15 protein-coding genes and 1 pseudogene are annotated in these 15,458 nt (G+C 46.1%); 4 read left to right on the forward strand and 12 right to left on the reverse strand.

Features of this window, described 5'->3' with window-relative positions; all coding sequences use genetic code 11:
• Positions 1 to 7: 7 nt before the first annotated feature.
• From LIZ87_RS13615 to LIZ87_RS13640, 6 genes are all read right to left on the reverse strand, one after another.
• Entirely contained in the window at positions 8 to 274 is a 267-nt protein-coding gene (locus tag LIZ87_RS13615) for an HPr family phosphocarrier protein (protein ID WP_227147827.1), read from the reverse strand.
• Positions 275 to 323: 49 nt separating this feature from the next.
• Positions 324 to 1,646, reverse strand: coding sequence for a CdaR family protein (locus LIZ87_RS13620; protein WP_178314135.1), 1,323 nt, complete (start codon positions 1,644 to 1,646; stop codon positions 324 to 326).
• Complete coding sequence (gene cdaA / locus LIZ87_RS13625) at positions 1,624 to 2,511, reverse strand: diadenylate cyclase CdaA (RefSeq protein ID WP_264467995.1); 888 nt, start codon at positions 2,509 to 2,511, stop codon at positions 1,624 to 1,626. The genes LIZ87_RS13620 and cdaA overlap by 23 nt, the downstream gene beginning before the upstream one ends.
• 151 nt (positions 2,512 to 2,662) lie before the next feature.
• Positions 2,663 to 3,622 (reverse strand): ABC transporter permease, encoded by a 960-nt coding sequence (locus LIZ87_RS13630; protein ID WP_227147830.1) that lies wholly within the window; start codon positions 3,620 to 3,622, stop codon positions 2,663 to 2,665.
• The gene (locus tag LIZ87_RS13635; protein ID WP_178317162.1) at positions 3,619 to 4,050 is read right to left on the reverse strand and encodes a hypothetical protein; all 432 of its coding nucleotides are present in this window, start codon (positions 4,048 to 4,050) and stop codon (positions 3,619 to 3,621) included. The genes LIZ87_RS13630 and LIZ87_RS13635 overlap by 4 nt, the downstream gene beginning before the upstream one ends.
• A 69-nt stretch (positions 4,051 to 4,119) precedes the next feature.
• A complete protein-coding gene (locus LIZ87_RS13640) occupies positions 4,120 to 5,070 on the reverse strand; it encodes a LysR family transcriptional regulator (protein ID WP_227147833.1) in 951 nt (316 codons plus the stop codon).
• A gap of 157 nt (positions 5,071 to 5,227) precedes the next feature.
• On the opposite strand from LIZ87_RS13640, the gene LIZ87_RS13645 reads away from it, so the two are divergent.
• Both LIZ87_RS13645 and LIZ87_RS13650 read left to right on the forward strand, forming a co-directional pair.
• Positions 5,228 to 5,824: a chromate transporter gene (locus LIZ87_RS13645; RefSeq protein WP_227147836.1), complete on the forward strand. Its 597-nt coding sequence runs from the start codon at positions 5,228 to 5,230 to the stop codon at positions 5,822 to 5,824.
• 90 nt (positions 5,825 to 5,914) lie between these two features.
• Entirely contained in the window at positions 5,915 to 6,508 is a 594-nt protein-coding gene (locus LIZ87_RS13650) for a chromate transporter (RefSeq protein WP_227147838.1), read from the forward strand.
• A gap of 55 nt (positions 6,509 to 6,563) precedes the next feature.
• Here the strand turns inward: LIZ87_RS13650 and LIZ87_RS13655 are convergent, their stop codons facing one another.
• From LIZ87_RS13655 to LIZ87_RS22415, 4 genes and pseudogenes are all read right to left on the reverse strand, one after another.
• Positions 6,564 to 10,916, reverse strand: coding sequence for a leucine-rich repeat domain-containing protein (locus LIZ87_RS13655; RefSeq protein WP_178316998.1), 4,353 nt, complete (start codon positions 10,914 to 10,916; stop codon positions 6,564 to 6,566).
• Between the two features lie 286 nt (positions 10,917 to 11,202).
• On the reverse strand, positions 11,203 to 11,475 hold the full coding sequence (locus LIZ87_RS22410) for a dipeptidase (protein WP_264467996.1): 273 nt from the start codon (positions 11,473 to 11,475) through the stop codon (positions 11,203 to 11,205).
• The gene (locus LIZ87_RS23080; protein ID WP_442912189.1) at positions 11,427 to 11,630 is read right to left on the reverse strand and encodes a membrane dipeptidase; all 204 of its coding nucleotides are present in this window, start codon (positions 11,628 to 11,630) and stop codon (positions 11,427 to 11,429) included. Before LIZ87_RS23080 ends, LIZ87_RS22410 begins: the two co-directional genes overlap by 49 nt.
• Before the next feature lie 13 nt (positions 11,631 to 11,643).
• Positions 11,644 to 12,147, reverse strand: a pseudogene (locus tag LIZ87_RS22415) (membrane dipeptidase); the annotation flags it as partial.
• Positions 12,148 to 12,332: 185 nt separating this feature from the next.
• Here LIZ87_RS22415 and LIZ87_RS13665 point away from each other — a divergent pair.
• Entirely contained in the window at positions 12,333 to 12,710 is a 378-nt protein-coding gene (locus tag LIZ87_RS13665) for an AbrB/MazE/SpoVT family DNA-binding domain-containing protein (protein ID WP_227147840.1), read from the forward strand.
• Positions 12,711 to 12,713: 3 nt separating this feature from the next.
• A complete protein-coding gene (locus LIZ87_RS13670) occupies positions 12,714 to 13,007 on the forward strand; it encodes a type II toxin-antitoxin system RelE/ParE family toxin (RefSeq protein ID WP_227147842.1) in 294 nt (97 codons plus the stop codon).
• A 279-nt stretch (positions 13,008 to 13,286) separates the two neighbouring features.
• On the opposite strand, the gene LIZ87_RS13675 is transcribed toward LIZ87_RS13670, so the two are convergent.
• Both LIZ87_RS13675 and LIZ87_RS13680 read right to left on the reverse strand, forming a co-directional pair.
• Positions 13,287 to 14,735 (reverse strand): lipopolysaccharide biosynthesis protein, encoded by a 1,449-nt coding sequence (locus LIZ87_RS13675; RefSeq protein ID WP_227147843.1) that lies wholly within the window; start codon positions 14,733 to 14,735, stop codon positions 13,287 to 13,289.
• A gap of 42 nt (positions 14,736 to 14,777) precedes the next feature.
• Positions 14,778 to 15,458, reverse strand: a 681-nt coding sequence (locus LIZ87_RS13680; RefSeq protein WP_227147845.1) for an O-antigen polysaccharide polymerase Wzy family protein, incomplete at its 5' end; no start/stop codon positions are given.

Below are 15,458 nucleotides of genomic sequence, written 5' to 3' on the forward strand. Positions count from 1 at the left end.
ATTTCCTTTACTCTCCCAAACCGTCCTCCACGATCTTTACCATGGCAGCCAGGGCTTCCTGCTCGTCTGGGCCATTGCACACAAACTCGATCTCATCCCCGCTTTTCACACAGGCTCCCAAGACGCTCAACACACTCTTTGCATTTGCCGTGGTTGCGCCATGGACCTTAAAGGACACCTTTGATTTGAATTTCAATGCCTCCTTGCAGAGGACACCTGCCGGCCTCAAATGCAGGCCGGATGGATTTTTGATAACTGTTGCTGCACTTACCATATACCTTCACTCCTTACGGGCCGCAGAGTTGCTGCGGCCAATCATTCTATTACTCTGTTTCGTTGCCTTCTGTCTCCTTCTGGCTGCTTCCGGCGTGATCCCCCGATTCACTCCGGCCCTCATCTCCAGAAGAGCTTCCACTATTTCTGTCATGAACGATCATCTGCGGGCTCTCACAGCTTACAAGCTCATAGGCTGCTCCCAGTTCAAAGAGCACTTCTCCCTGGTGTACGCCAGCCTCCATGTCGCTCACGTCAAGCTCGGCCTTCAGCGTTTCCTCGCTCAACTGATCTAAGTCCTCCTTGAGTCCCCGTATCACTACCTTGATAGAATCCCTGTCAAACTGATAGCTGTACTGGCTGGATGCGCCCACCTGCCTGATCTGGCTGGTGGAGAGATTGAAGGTCCTGTTCTCCAAAGGCTCCACCTTGATAACAACCTGAATCTGGCTGTCATCCTCCGCCAGCTCCAGACCCTCCGGCAGATATTTGCTGATGTCGATGGTTACCTCCTTGTCAGCGGTAGCTCCATCCATGTTCAGCTCCGAGCTGGGGATATTGATGGCGTTTACCCCTGCCAAGTCTGATTTCAATCCCATAACGGAAACGGAATTTTTGCTTGACTCAATGCCCGTATAGCGGTAGCCGTCGGCCACCACGCCCTCTGTCTCAAAATTCAGCGTCAGGGATTTTACCTTCAATATGGGCAGGGTAAAGTCGATCTCCGTGCGGCTGAGCTTCACCCGCTCGTCCAGCTGCGTGATCTCATTGTCATTGGAGTCAAAGCACTTCACAGGAGCAGAGCCGGACAGATCCGCATTCGCCCCCTCTATACCGATTACAATACCTACCTTATTGATCTGGCCCACAATGGAGATCGGGCCTGTCACATAAATATAGCTGGGTGAAATGGAGGCCCTTCCCTCCTGGTAGCCGCCCTCTGTCTCTCCGTCCAGATAGACTGTCAGCGGGAACCGCTTGCGCTGGATATCCTCTGTATCCACACGAACCACACCGGGCTTCGGCGTTGCAGAATCCACCCGGTTATTCTTTACCTCAATCTTTACAGGCACAGCACCTGTTGGCTCGTACATCTCAGCCAGATCGATATATGCCCTGAAATCGGAAGCCGTGACGCTCCCCGCATCCAGGGTACGCACCTTGTAGGCAACAGTCACGGTGTCCTTATCTCCCAAAAGCTCATATGTCTTGCCGCTGGCCTCCAGGACCCGCTCATTCAGTATCTCCAGAGGCACTTCCTTGCTCCCCTGGATCTCCGGATTGGAAATGTTCACCACCGCCAGCCATATGAAAAATGCCAGGAAGATCGAGATCAGCTTAAGGCCCAGATTATTCGTCAGCTTTCTTTCCATTCTTTAGCCTCCCCTTCCATATCTTAAACCGGTTGGTGGAAACCGTCTCTTCCTTTACACCTGCAAGGACCGTCTTCAGCCCTTCCGCATCTATGATCCTTGTGAGGGAACCGCCCTCTGCCACTGACACCCGTCCGGTCTCTTCTGATACTACAATCGTAAGGCTGTCCGATGTCTCGCTGATCCCAACAGCAGCCCTGTGCCGCGTGCCCAGATCCTTGCTGATCGTCATATTATCCGACAGGGGCAGATAACAGGTCGCTGCCGCGATCCTGTTTCCCCGTATCACCACGGCTCCATCATGAAGAGGCGTGTTGTGCTCAAAAATATTGATCAGAAGCTGGCTGGTGACAAGGCCGTTGATCTCAATGCCTGTGCGCTCGATCTCCTTAAGGGAGGTTCCGCGCTCGATCACCATAAGGGCCCCCGTCTTTACCTTTGCCATCTCAAAGGTAGCGCGGGTCAGTTCATTGATGGTCTTGTCGTTAAAGCCCATATTCTCCTTGCCATCGTCAAAGGAAAGGATGTTTGACAGCAGGTTCTTGCTTCCCAGCTGCTCCAATGCCTTTCTCAGCTCCGGCTGGAACACCACCAGAAGAGCCGTGACCGCAATAGTGGTAAAATTCCGTATGATCCACAGGATCGTGCTAAGCCGCAGCACAGCTGCTGCAACGGCAAAGGCCAGAATGACCAAAAGGCCCTTTAGCAGATTCCAAGCCCTGGTATTCTTGATCCAGACCAGGATCTCATATACCAAAAGTGAAATGATCACGATTTCCCAAATATTTCTAAGAGAAATTCTCGGAAGCAGGGACAGCCAGGAGGATGCCTTTGCCAGCACATCCGGCACGATATCCATTGTCATGATATCCATCTTGCTTCCACCTCCTTGTTTCTAAACCTATATGCGCCCGGCTGGCCGATGCGCTTCCGCTCCATGAAAATCTGGCGGGCGCACTTGGCATACCTGAATACAGGCTGCCAATCCGGCAGCAGGACTTTCAAAGTAAACTGTTTCATGATTCTGTATTACGCTCCCTTGTACTGCGCTTGCGGGCACTGATCTTCTGCACCTTTACATCTGTTGTGCTCACTGTCATCTTCGGTACTGCCTTTACGTAGTAATAGTAGTCCTCATCCTCAAACTGCACATACTCTGTGCGGGTATAATCCACAGAAAAGATGAAGAAATTATATACAGCCGCCAGAGCCGCTGCCAGCAAAAGCCCGACTGTCAGCTGGCCCACTGCCACTGTCACGCCGAACACGAACTCTCCCACAAATACCACTGCAAGCTCTGCCACAGAGCCTGCCACGATCGCAGCTACCCAGGAATAATCCATGGAGAGCCTGCGGACTAAGTACACAATGATGATCCCCACTGCGAAGGTCGCCATCATCACCATCATATTCTGATTAAAGAGAACTGACCGGAGGATCTGTCCGTAGCGCTGTACCAGCTCCACCGAAGCCTCACTGATGAGCGCTCCCGCATTCTGCTTTACGTACAGCAGAAGAAAGTATAAAAAGACTCCGCAGCTCACCGGTATCACAGAAGCCAGGCTGCCTCCCAGGCCTGCTAAGAGAGGTATCACATAGGGCACCTTGAGGAAAAATGCCAGGGGAGTCAGGACCAGCAGAACACTGTCTCCCGGCTTAAAGCCATAATAGATCACAGCCACCACCAGAATAAGGACCAGGGTGATCATCGCCATCTCCATGGAGACAGCATACACATGAGCGATCATAAAGCAGCCTGCCAGAAACACGATCGCACCATAGGGAAGCAGGGCGCTCACCGCACAAACCGGCAGGATCACAAGAGGACTCTTTAACTTCACCATGTATCCGATGTTCGTATTCAGGCTGGCAAATGTACACAGCGCAAACAAGAAATGGATGACCGGCTGAATGCCGTAGCTGTATTTATTGTAAAAACCTTTCAGGTGCTCTTTCACCAGCAGAAGACTCGTCATCGGCCCTTCCCTCCTCTGTTCTCCTTTGTCCGCTCCGGCCTCTCCTTGCCATAGCGCTTTACCAGGTGCTTCAGCTTTGATGCATACATATTCTGTGACCTGGAGGCGTATTCATACCGTTTGGAATAAACAATGCAGGTTATGAGCAGGTAGACTGCCAGACCTGCGATATAGGCGATCCCCCATTTTCTGCCCCACTCTATCAGCTCCTCCAGTGTCGTTCCATCCATAAAATTATCCAGCTCATAGAGTACCCACATAGCCAGAAACAGCAGATAGCAGAAGCTGTACCCAAAAAAGGAGCGGAACATATGCCCACCTACGTAATCTGTTTTAAAATAACGGTTGATAGGGAATATTTTCCTCCCCTCATTTTTCTCAAATATGGCCAGCTCTGTCATGTACCTGACCTTTTCTTCGTTCAGCATACAGGCACTCCTTACAATTCTCATAACATATCAATTTAGTATACCACATCTTTTTCTGTTTTGCGACACTTAATCAGAATTTTTATATTTTTCCCGTAACAGTTCAGCTGACTGCCGGAAGGGCGTCTGGCAGCCGGCTGAACTGTTACTTTTTCCCATACAGATCCCCACCAGGGTCCTCGCACTCTCTGACAGGAATTTATTCTTATGGTAGATCACAGAGAACCTGCGGCTCACTGCCACATCCTTTACCTGGAACCGGGACAGGCCTCCTTTTTCCAAGCCTTCCTTTACCAGAAAAAGGGGAAGCATGGAGATCCCCATTCCCTCCTTCACCCCCTGGACAATGGCCTGGTTGCTGGCACTCTCCCACAGGGGATGAAGGGCAAGCTCATTGGCCGCCAGGATGCCGTTTAGGATCTCCCTGCTGGCGCTGCCATTTTCCCTCACAATAAATTCCTGGTCCTTAAGAAGCTCTAAGGACTCCAGGCACCGGCCCGAAAATGGATGGTCCGGCGGACAGATAAAGACCATCTCATCCCCCTCAAAACTTTCACTCACAATGAAGGAGCTGTGCACTGCCCCCTCGATGATCCCCATATCGATCTTATTTTCCAGTATCTGCTGCTCGATCTTGCCGGAATTGCCAATGACTGCTTCCACATGGAGAGTGGGGAACCTGTCCTTTAAGCACTTGATATATCCGGGAAGCAGGTAGGTACCGATGGTAATGCTTGTCCCGACCCTCAGACGTCCCACCGTATCTGCATTTTTCATGCCCTGCTCCATCTCGTCCATCAGGTCAATGATGTGCCTGGCGTATTGCAGGGCCCGGCGGCCGCTGTCTGTCAGATACAGCTTCCTGGATATCCGGTCAAAGAGCTTCACCCCATAGTACTCCTCCATCTCCGAGATTGCCAGGCTGATGGAAGGCTGGGCAATAAAAAGCCTCTCTGAAGCAGCCGTCATGCTTCCGGTCTCGCACACCGCTGTGAAAATCCGCAAATGGCGCAGTGTCATATATGGTCCCCTCCCCATTTATCTATCAGATTTTTATTATAAATATTATTTAATTATAGTATTTTACATATGGATTTTCAAGAGATATAGTAGAGAAAGAAAAATTGACAGAAGCAGCCGTAAGACTGTTCTGAGATGAAAATAGAAAGGAAATCCTATGACCGTCCATACAATACCTAAAAAGAGCCGCCTTTTAGGGACCCTTTTTCTCTCCACCTTATATTTAAGCGCCTTTACCTTTGGCGGAGGCTATGTCATCGTCACTTTGATGAAAAAGAAGTTCGTGGACGGCCTCCACTGGATCGATGAACAGGAAATGCTGGATCTGGTCGCCATTGCCCAGTCTTCTCCGGGAGCCATCGCAGTGAATGGGGCGATCGTGGTGGGCTACAAGCTGGCCGGCATGGCCGGCGTCCTTACCTCGGTGCTGGCAACGGTCATACCCCCGTTCCTCATCCTCTCTGCCATCTCCCTCTGCTACACAGCCTTCCGCTCCAACCTTGTGGTGGGCTGGATGTTAAATGGAATGCAGGCCGGCGTGGGCGCTGTGATCATGCAGGTAGTGTGGGAAATGTCCTCCGGTATTGTGAAGGAAAAACAGTGGCTCTCCGTTTTGATCATGATAGCTGCCTTTACAGCGAACTATGTATATGGCGTCAACGTTGTGTTTATCATCCTGATCTGTGCATTTTTCGGAGTGGTGCGTACCTTATATGCCCAAAACCATGCAGAGCAGCGCAAGGGCGCACAGTAACATGTGGTCCGCCTGAGGCTTCGCAGCCCAGATACAAACTGCGGCATCTTAAGAAATTCATTTAGAAAAAAGAGGAAAGGTCGTATTCTTATGATATATTTACAGCTCTTTTTCAGCTTCCTTCAGATCGGCGCCTTCAGCTTCGGCGGAGGCTACGCCGCCATGCCCCTTATCCAAAGCCAGGTAGTCACTCTCCACGGCTGGCTCACTGCCTCCGAGTTCACCGATCTCATTACCATCTCCCAGATGACCCCCGGTCCCATTGCCATCAATTCCGCCACTTTCGTAGGCACCAGGATCGCCGGCCCCTTAGGAGCCCTGACTGCCACTGCCGGCTGCATCCTCCCCTCCTGTATCCTCGTCACCCTCCTGGCCCGCATCTATCTGCGCTACCGGAACCTGACTCTCATACAGGGCGTGCTGAAATCCCTGCGGCCCGCAGTGATCGCCATGATCGGGGCCGCCGGGGTTAGTATTCTGGTGACGGCATTCTGGGGAGACGGAGCTGTTTTGATAAATACAGTGAACCTCCGGGCAGTCTGCATTTTTGCCGCATCTCTGCTGCTTCTTATGCGGTTTAAAATGAATCCCATACAGGTGATGGTTTTGGCAGGACTGGCGGAGGTGGTCTGCCGGTGGCTTTCATATCTTCCAGTTACCGGGCCGTGGATTCCTTTGCTCTAAATGCTTCCTCACTAACTTAAACCGCGCGTCTGAAGCTGCGCGTTTTTTTACTTCTCTAAAATAACTTTGCAATCTCCTGGGCAATCACAGGAAATGCTGTCGCAATGGTCGCAATATTAGCCGTATCTGTCAGAAAATCGCGTATCTTCGTCCACACACTTTCCCTGCTCCCTTTACTGTGGAGGATCTCCACCAATTCCAGGTGCTTTTTTACAGGAAGCCCCTGCTGCTCGATCATCTTTTCCAGCAGTCCGATCAATTTCTCGTAGCTTCTCTCTGAGATCGCTTCCATCTGCTTTGCCTGTTCCATCTTTGCCTTGTATACAGAATCCTGGACAGTCAACTGGTTATTATCCCCAATCGAAATATTGGAACCATAAATATTTCCATAATTATTAAATGTACCGCTCATTCCCTGTTCCCGCCTTCCTCTTTCATTGATCTGTTCTTTGGTATAAATTTCATTCAGCAATATCCCCGGCGCAATATAGGTGTCCGAATCAGGAAGGTAAATTTTCTGGATTCCCCTTAAATATGGCTTCCAAACCCTTGAGTAGGGCTCCTCCCCGCTGATTCCATTTTCAAGCTGATAGCAGATCACTTCCTCATAATTATCAAGATTGAGCTCTGTAATAATGTTCAGAAGATTATCACGTATAATGTTCAGATATTCCTTCTCAACGGATCTCTCTTTTGACAGGATATAAATATCCAGACGATATCTTGAATCATACCGCAATTCTACCAAAGCCTTTGCCTGCATGTCACGATTATACAAAGAGGCACCATTTCTCCAGATATTTTTAAAATCCACCTCTTGAATGCGTCCAATGATCAGCTTATGGATAATGCTGTTTGGAAGATAATCCCCCTTTATGGCAAAGTGCAGAATGTTCTTTGCTTTTCTATTGATCATTCCCACCGCTGGAGGAGGAGAATTATCCAGCTTCATAGGTATCAGTTCCTCCTGGCCCAATGCAAGAGAAAGCCCCTTCTGCCTCATGATCTCCAAAATAAACTTTACCTCCCGCCTGGTATATAGAAACTCCGGGCTGATATCATCCTCATAGGAATGCTCCATTACTTTATATATAGCCTCATGGCTGATACGTCCATTATGCGTCCTTGTCCGAAGGATCAGGCGGTAAATTCCATTGGTCACCCACTCTGGATTCAAAACATTGATCTCATCTGGTTCGGATATAAAATCAAAATCAGAATAATGGTAGGAAACCCCCAGATCGCCGAACCAGCGCAGCAGGCTTGCCTGAAGCTTTGTGTCCGTAATCCCATGCTCCAGGCACATGGAAACGTATTCCCTGTTAGATATATAAAAGGCATTCATGCTTTCCAGCTCTTCCTTCAGCCTAAACCATTTTTTATTAAAAATGACGGAATAGGAGGAATGATTCTTGATCGAATATGCAATCAATTTTTTCAGGCTGTCAATATTTGTGCCATCGAAAGCAGACGTCCGCACACAATCCACCAGCTGCGGAAAGCTCTCCTTCAAAGAGGCCAGATTGAGCATGGCCATCGGATTCATATCACATTTATTCAAAGCAAGTATCACCGGGCTATTGGGAGCAAAGGTTTTCACAGTCTGAAGCCAATCGATCGCCAGCTTCTCCAGATACTGGTCCTGCCGGCTGTCCAACACGATCACATATGCTGTCCTGGCAGTAAGGAAGCAAAGATGCATGGTATGCATGATCTCCTGCCCGCCAAAATCCCAAAAGCGTACTCTTACCTCCTTTCCGTCGATGACGGTCTGCCATTTTCTAATGCTGATCCCATTGGTAACAGAGCGGTTGATCTGAAAGCTGCCGCCTATAATACGGTCAATAAGGGAAGACTTTCCCACATTTCCATCCCCAAGGAATATTACCTTGCATTCATTCAGACGGACCAGCTCATCTGCATAAAAGGAATCTATCACATCGCGAGAACACTCAAACAGTGTGGGCTCCTGGTTTATGATCTGTTCCCGGCTCAGAGAAGCAGTGTCCGAATAAAAGAAACCGTGCCGGCTTGTTTTCAGTATCAGCTTTGCCAGTCCTTTTGACACATAATCCAGTTTTATCCCTTGCATCCAAAGCTGCTGAAATTCCGTTGAAATAAATTTTTCTACGCTGTCAGGTATATAATCGATCTGCGTTTCAGAAATATCCAGCTGGACCAAACCTGATAACTCCCCAATGGCAGAAGGAAGTGCTTTCACCCTGCTTTTTGAAAGAGACAGCCTTTGTAATCTTTTAAGGGAACAAATTTCCTCCGGCAGAATTTCTATCCTGGTTCCATCTAACGTCAATTCCTTCAGATTTTTCAGCTTTCCAACAGATGCCGGAAGCGTTCTGATTCCCGTGCCTCCCAGGTGCAGATACTCCAGGCTCTCCAGCACCCCGATCTCCTCCGGCAGAAATGCAAGGGAACTGCCCGTCATATTCAATACTTTCAGGTTTTTCCATCCCTTCATGATCTCAGGCAGCCTTTGGATCCTGGTTTTCATAAGCATCAGGCTCTTAAGCCCGCTCATTTCAGAAATATCATTTGGAAGCTGTCTAATCTGCGTATTGGATAGATCCAGCTGATCAATTTTCTTCAGACGTCCTATTCCCTCCGGCAGCTGCTCCAGAGCAGGAGCGACCTGTATTTTCTTTAAACTGCTCATAAGACCAATACTCTCCGGCAGACAGGCGACTTTGGTTTTCCGCAGATCCAGACATTCAATTTTTGTGAGCTGTCCAATATTTCCAGGCAATTTTTCTAATCCTGCAGGCAGATCAAGGGATTCCAGACCTTCCAATCCGCATATCTCCTCCGGGAGAACAGGCATTTCTGTTCTTCTCAGATCCAGCTCTGTGATCCTGCGCAGTCTTCCTATGGAATGCGGAAGGCTGCGCAGGCAGCCCGGAACGGTAAGCCTCTCGATCTGTTCCAGCTCCCCAATACTCTCCGGCAGTTCTTTCAGCCTCGTATCCTCCAAAAGCAGCCCGCATAAACGTTTTAAGCCGCCGATGGTATCAGGAAGCACCTCCAATCCGGGAGGAAAAACCAGCCGTATGAGTCCTGTCAGGCTTCCTATTCCCTTTGGCAGCTCCCTTATCTTTGTTTTCGACAAGTCCATCTCCTGCACTCCCTGCAACCCGCCAATCGATTCCGGGAGCTCACATAGGGTATCAGGAAAGGTAATGCTGGCAAGCTGTGACATCTGTCCAACACTCTCCGGAATTCTCTCTATCTCCGTCCTTTTTAAATCCAGATATGACAGCTTCTTAAGATTGCCAATGGTTTCCGGCAGGAATTTTAATCCCTTGGGAAAAAGAAGTGTCCTCATATTTACCATATCGCCCAAGGATTCAGGCAGCCTTTCTATTCTCGTATGCCTTAGATCCAACGCCTGTATATTCTGAAGATTACCAATAGAATCCGGAAGTGACTCCAATGTTCCCGGCACAGTAAGCCGATACAGGCGCTGCAGCCTTCCCACGCTTTCCGGCAGCTGCCGAAGCTCTGTTGTTCTCAGATTCAATTCCGTCAGCCTGCTAAGACTGCCGATCCTTAAGGGCAGCTCTATAAGCTTTGCCGGAAACGATATCTCTTCCAGATCCGTACATGCCGTCACTTCTTCCGGCAAAGTCTTTATCTCTGTTCCCTTTAATAAGAGGCTGCGAAGTTCCTTAAGCTCCCTGATCTTTGGCGAAAGTTCTTCTATGGGCACAGCCTCCAGATTCAGGCGCCGTAATTTTTTCAGCTTAAAAAGAGACTGGGGTAAATGTTTCAGGGCAGTGCCGGCCAGATTTACTTCCTGCAATTTCCTATTCTCATTAAAATAATTATCCGGTAATTCACCAGGATCACTATCTCCCAGATCAAGCTTTTCCAGCTCCCTCAGCCTATAGATCTGATATCTGCCAAAGGTATTCACCAATGACAGCTCCTTTAGACTGGCCATATTTCCAGACCATCCCGTAACTCCCTCCCAGTTTGGACAGAAAATATTTAGTTTTGTCAGCTTTGGCAGTCTCCAGATGCTTTCGGAAAACCGGATCCCTACCGTACAGATGTCCAGATGCTGCAGATCTGTCAAGTCTCCTATTTCATCCGACATCCGAGTAATATCAAAAAGCTCGTTTAAACTATGTGCGTTTCTCATAGAGTACAGAATACCGGGATAGGACACACACAGGATGCGCATCTTTTTTATACGCCCATCCTCTATGAGTACAGATATCCGGCGGATCCTGTCATCCTGAAGGAGATGCTCCATAAGAAACGCCTGAGCCCAGTCCGCATAAGTTTTATACGGATAGATCTCCTCTGAAAATTTGTCATCCACTGTACAATACATCTGCTGGGCAATGCCTTCCAGTATCTCTTCCTGTGTTCTGTACTCTTTTGTCTCCATATTCTTTGCCGTTCATCCTCAATCACAGGCTTTCCCCGCTCCTCCATGAGACTCCCCAGAAAAATGCGTCACGAAAGCATTTTGCCGGATATTCCGCAATAAAAAGCCTCAATGGCTGCTGTCCTGCTTACTATTTTTATCAGACTGGGAAAGAAGCCACCGAGGCCGGTGTGATCCACTATTTAATTTTATACGGCAGCTTCAGCCAGTACCATGTCTTTGCACTGTTTTTATCATTTTATCATGCCGGTGCTTTTTTATCAAGTGTCAAAGCTCCCCCTTCCTTCTATCCTATAACATTCCTAAACACTCGCAGTACATTTTTATAAAATATTTTCTCTATCTCATCAGGCTTGTAGCCATTATCACTGAGAGCTGCAGCAAGCTTTTGCATTTCTCCTGCTCCATTGATCTGCAGCCTGCCGCTGATACCATCAAAATCTGTACCTAAAGCCACGGATTCGATACCGCCTATCTTCTTTATATAGTCGATATGTCTGATGATATCCTCTATCGAACTGTCATACTGCCTATCTTCATCTGCACCTTCATCCCGCAGAAGTTAATTCCGGCCACACCGCCGTGCTCCCCGATAAGACGTATCATGCTGTCGCTCAGATTGCGCGCTATGCCGCACAGTCCTCTTGCATTCGAATGGCTGGCTATAACCGGCGTATCTGCTTTTACAATAGAGAATACGCCACCCCCCACCACAATCGTTCAGATGAGACAGATCAATGACGATTCCCATCTCCTCCATGGCCTGAACAAATTCCTTCCCAATATTGGTCAGCCCATGCTCCCTGTCATACCTGTATATGATCCTGCCGCCATTTTCAGCCGCCGGCGGATTCGGGTATGCGAGGTCATTTACATAATTCCAAGTCAGGGTTGACATCCGCACACCCTTATCATAAAAAAGCTTCAGATTTTCAATTTTGCCCTCATAAACTGCACCCTCTTCTACATACTTCAGTGCTGACATATAGCCTGCATTATAATTTCGGACAATCTCCTCTGCACTCCGTACAGGCCTTATGAGATCGGCGTTGACAAAAATCTTCTTATCAAAAATATCTGACAGCTGCAGGGCGTATTCCAGCGGACGAAACCCCATCTTTGCAGCCCGTTCCATATTCGTGTACAGTGCAAATACCTGGCACATATATCCGGATTGAACACTGCTTTTGTATTTTACCCAGACAGGCCCCTTTGCCGAAGCAAGCCATATCTGGCTTTACTTCTGCAAAGGGATACATTCTTTCTAAACTATTTGCACCAATAGTCCTATCGGTATTGAGCCAACCTGTTGACTTTATTGCCCTTTTTCGTTATAATAATCTCAAAAACAAAGAAACCAAGAAACAAGGAATAGTATAGAACATTTTCGCATAGAATAACGAGGAGGTATTGAATATGCCCACAACAGTAGCAGAAAGAGGTGGCACTAAGATGAGCAGGAAAGTTGTTAGTATTTCATCTAAGAGACAGATCACGATTCCGCAGAAGTTTTTCCAGCTTTTAGGATTTGCGGATGAAGCCGAGTGTATAATGCGTGCCAATGAGCTGGTTATCCGTCCTGTAAAAACCGTTTCTGGCGGTGAGTTTGCAGAACAAATTCTTGCAGAACTGATTGCAGAAGGATTTTCAGGGGAAACATTGCTATCTGAATTCAAGGCCAGGCAGGCACAGATTAGACCGGCGGTAGAGGCTATGCTCTCAGAGGCTGAAAATGTAGCAGGGGGAAAAGGCAGCTTTGCAAGTTATGATGATGTCTTTGGAACGGAGGATTAATATATGCTACAAGTACGATTCCTTCCTCCGGCTGCAAAGTTTATCAAAAAGCTAAAGGACAAGAAGCTGAAAAATCTATACAAGAAAGCGATTGATGAAATCTGTGAAGACTACACGGTAGGAGAAGAGAAAACCGGCGATCTGAATGGTGTTTACGGATACGATATTTATTATAATAAGACAAACTATGAATTAGCATACACAGTTGAGCGTATGGGCGAAGAAATCATCGTTGTGATTATGGCAGGAACGCGGGAAAATTTTTATGATCAGCTGAAACGGTATCTGAAGGGATGAAACGGTAGAGGCGTTGATAGTCAAAAGAGTAACATGAAGAGACCGTTTCAAAGTGGACCTGTTGACAAACTCATTTTTAGGGTCTATTTTTGCATAGTTTCTTCTGAAATGAGAGTATGAAAGGTTGGTAAATCTGGTTATTTACAACGCTTTTACCAGCCTTTTGAGATTTAATGCCGTTGCTGATAAGAGGCATTCTTTCAAAATAGCAGAAATCGATTTCACAATATCCAGCTAATAGTACTCTTTTTTGAATTCATTCCACTCCTTAAGCCACATTCACAGCTTTACATTTTGAATTTTATTTTTTGCCCTCAGTAAATCTTTCCTAAAGAAAATTACCACAATGGCAAGGTATAGCAATGCACTGATACACATTCCTGCCATCTCCAGTAATCTTGTTTTCAGAATGTTTCTAAGCACACAGTAAGACACCAATATGCTCAGTGATGCAATCACAGGATAAGTCATATTTCTTATTAGCCTAAGAATATTAAACTTAAATGTCACTTTTAAAAATATCAAACTCATCAAGACCTGCTCTAACACACACAAACATCTAATATAAACAAATGGCCAGAATCCCATTTTGACACTGAGCAAGCAAACCGGAATAAGAAAAATCAAATATGTACACTGAAATAAAAACAGTATCCTCGGTATCCCTTTTGATTTATATAATTCTGCGGAAAAGCTGTAAAAAATAACACTGCACATCATCATCAGTCCCCATGCACCAACTATATTAGCTGCTTCATCCCATTTGCTACCAAACAGAATATAAGTAATAGTTTTTCTATAACAAAACAACCCTGTTCCCATTGGAATAATCAGATATAGCATAATTCTCTGAATATCCAAAAATAAATCATAATACTTTCCAGAATCATCTTTTACCCTGGATAAAACAGATAACAATACCGGGCTCATCGACGCAGAGATCATACCCATTATCGACATAACCATATTTGCCGAATTTTTATATATTCCTGTATAGTATTCTGAATATGCATTCGTTACCATAAACGTATCTACCCAGAAAATTGTCCAATTTGCCAAGCCCTCCAATAACGACCAAAAGCTAAAGCTAAACATTTCTTTTAATATACTAAAAGAATAAAAAAGATGTGGTTTCCATGAAGACATAACAGTTAAAACCATTGAACTGACAAAAGCACCTGCCAAATTTCCAATTATCAAAGCCCAATACGACCGCATTGCAAGTGCCAGTGGAACCGCCACAACCAACGGTGTAATTGCCACCGCTAGTCTTGTAATAAATAATTTTTTAAAATCAAATTGTCTTCTAAATAAACCTGTCTGAATACTGGACAATGAAGTAAACACAAGTTGTATACTTGCCACTGATATTACCGTTGAATATTCCGTATTACCCAATAGCCCGGCTATTTTAGTTCTGTTCAATATGATTAGCAAAAACAACGCAACTGATATCGTAAGATTAGACCAAAAAGCCACATCCGCATAAGCATGCTTTTCCTGATCATCATTGAAATCATGCTGAACCAAATATTTTCCAAATCCCGCATCTGTAATAATATCCACAAAACTTACCAACATGTTACAAATGGCAAGTACTCCAAACGCATTCGGATTCAAAATTCTTGCTAACAGCATATTGGTGACAGGCGTCACGAATTTAGCTGCAATTTCAGAAAATAGTGACCATCCCATAGATTTTTGGATAACGCTCGTATTACTATTCATAAAAAATCATCCTTAATTTATCGATCTCTGTAAACTTTCAGTTTAATCTTTATGTCTGGCTTTGATCAAATTCGCAATACCATAAATGCAGACAAAGCAAATGATAGTTGACGGTGCCAGCAAATTAGAAATAAATCCCGTATAGCTCCCTCTCGGAGCCCACAAAATTTGTGTTATAATGTAGAACCTTACACTCATCCAAAAGATTCTTTGTCTTCCCTTGAATTGATTTATTCTGGCAATAATCAGCGAATAGAAGATGTTTCCAAAAAAGATTCCAATATAACTAAAATCCTGATACAGTTCTGCAATGTAAGAAGATCCTGTACCTTTTCCAACCAGATAAGTTGCTCCAAGCACAACATAACCTAACGAATGTGTGAAACTTCCCCCGTATAGAGCATGCTCTACTGTATTTCCATGATATACGGTAATTCCTAAAAGTCTGGCTAAAATACCGCTATGTAAAAATTCTAAAATATAAATCTGATCCGCAGGAATTCTATCTTGATACATATAGGCTCGTTTAACAATATTAATAGATACTCCCTGGTCATATAAAAAATCTTCAATTCCTGAAATAAATGTCATTTCACTTGCTACCTCTCCTGTTCTCCAAACAGAATACCAGGAAAAAAATGCTGCCAAAAATGGAATTGAAAGAATACGTATATGGTAAATAACCAGTCCTCCGGACAAAATAATGCCAGCCCAAAGGCTGGC

Origin of the sequence: Lacrimispora sp. 210928-DFI.3.58, assembly GCF_020554865.1 — a bacterium.
In the GTDB taxonomy this organism is placed as follows: Bacteria; Bacillota; Clostridia; order Lachnospirales; family Lachnospiraceae; genus Enterocloster.

Excerpts from the sequence above, each read along its gene's own strand:
- LIZ87_RS13615 (WP_227147827.1), bottom strand. The coding sequence starts at position 274 with ATGGTAAGTGCAGCAACAGTTATCAAAAATCCATCCGGCCTGCATTTG.
- LIZ87_RS13620 (WP_178314135.1), bottom strand. The coding sequence starts at position 1,646 with ATGGAAAGAAAGCTGACGAATAATCTGGGCCTTAAGCTGATCTCGATC.
- cdaA (WP_264467995.1), bottom strand. The coding sequence starts at position 2,511 with ATGACAATGGATATCGTGCCGGATGTGCTGGCAAAGGCATCCTCCTGG.
- LIZ87_RS13630 (WP_227147830.1), bottom strand. The coding sequence starts at position 3,622 with ATGACGAGTCTTCTGCTGGTGAAAGAGCACCTGAAAGGTTTTTACAAT.
- LIZ87_RS13635 (WP_178317162.1), bottom strand. The coding sequence starts at position 4,050 with ATGCTGAACGAAGAAAAGGTCAGGTACATGACAGAGCTGGCCATATTT.
- LIZ87_RS13640 (WP_227147833.1), bottom strand. The coding sequence starts at position 5,070 with ATGACACTGCGCCATTTGCGGATTTTCACAGCGGTGTGCGAGACCGGA.
- LIZ87_RS13645 (WP_227147836.1), top strand. The coding sequence starts at position 5,228 with ATGACCGTCCATACAATACCTAAAAAGAGCCGCCTTTTAGGGACCCTT.
- LIZ87_RS13650 (WP_227147838.1), top strand. The coding sequence starts at position 5,915 with ATGATATATTTACAGCTCTTTTTCAGCTTCCTTCAGATCGGCGCCTTC.
- LIZ87_RS13655 (WP_178316998.1), bottom strand. The coding sequence starts at position 10,916 with ATGGAGACAAAAGAGTACAGAACACAGGAAGAGATACTGGAAGGCATT.
- LIZ87_RS13665 (WP_227147840.1), top strand. The coding sequence starts at position 12,333 with ATGCCCACAACAGTAGCAGAAAGAGGTGGCACTAAGATGAGCAGGAAA.
- LIZ87_RS13670 (WP_227147842.1), top strand. The coding sequence starts at position 12,714 with ATGCTACAAGTACGATTCCTTCCTCCGGCTGCAAAGTTTATCAAAAAG.
- LIZ87_RS13675 (WP_227147843.1), bottom strand. The coding sequence starts at position 14,735 with ATGAATAGTAATACGAGCGTTATCCAAAAATCTATGGGATGGTCACTA.